Source organism: Pedobacter sp. 01N416, assembly GCF_056399685.1.
Map to the genome: position 1 here is coordinate 1 of NZ_JBFTRT010000951.1, position 906 is coordinate 906.

1 protein-coding gene is annotated in these 906 nt (G+C 35.5%); it reads left to right on the forward strand.

The window, feature by feature from the left end; all coding sequences use genetic code 11:
• Positions 1-265 precede the first annotated feature (265 nt).
• Positions 266-793 (forward strand): ferritin, encoded by a 528-nt coding sequence (locus AC1DND_RS28610; RefSeq protein WP_057934873.1) that lies wholly within the window; start codon positions 266-268, stop codon positions 791-793.
• The last annotated feature ends 113 nt before the right edge of the window (positions 794-906 follow it).

The window sequence follows — 906 nt, forward strand, 5'->3', positions numbered from 1 at the left end:
CCAATCCTCAGTTATTCTCATGAACTTAATTCACAGAAAACTACTAACTGAAAATTGCCAACTAAAAACCCGCCTTTATCCATCTGATCCTCAAGCACTATCCGTTTGGCGTTATTCCACTTCCATTTCCACCTCCCCTCCCTTATTTAAACTGATTACAAATAACTAATTATCAGCAATTTAGACTAATTTCATATAGCAAATAAATCACACAATATGGTTAATTTGATGTTACCTTTGTATCATTAGTTAAGCAAAGAAAATTATGAAAGACTTAATGCGCATCAAATGTTTAATATCACAGGATATTGAAACACTATTAAATCAGCAGATCAAAAAAGAAGCCCACTCTTCATCACTATATTTATCAATGTCATCTTGGTGTGACCAAAATGGATTCGACTTTTCAGCAGATTATTTCTTAAAGCAATCTGAAGAAGAAAGAGTACACCAGCTTAAATTGTTCAAATATGTTTTGGACATGGGTGGAAACGCAATATCTCCAGAAGTTTCAGGTATCAAAACTGAATTTGCCGGATTTAGAGAAGTTTTCGAAGATGCTTTGGAAGCAGAGATCGCCATTACCCAAAGTTTTAAAAACCTGGCCTCTAAATGCCATAAAGAGCAGGATTTTGTAACTATGGAATTCTTAAACTGGTTCTTGAAAGAACAACGCGAAGAAGAATACAAAGCACGCAGGGCATTAGAATTGTTCGAAGTGATTGGCGAAGAAGGCACAGGAAGATGGGAAATTGATAAACATGTGAACAAAATCACCTATTCGGAAGAATAACAACAACAAAACATATATTGAAAGCTATCCTAAAAAGGGTAGCTTTTTTTATGCACTTAGAATCCCTATGAGGAGTCGTCATTGCGAGGAGGAACGACGAAGCAATCTTACAA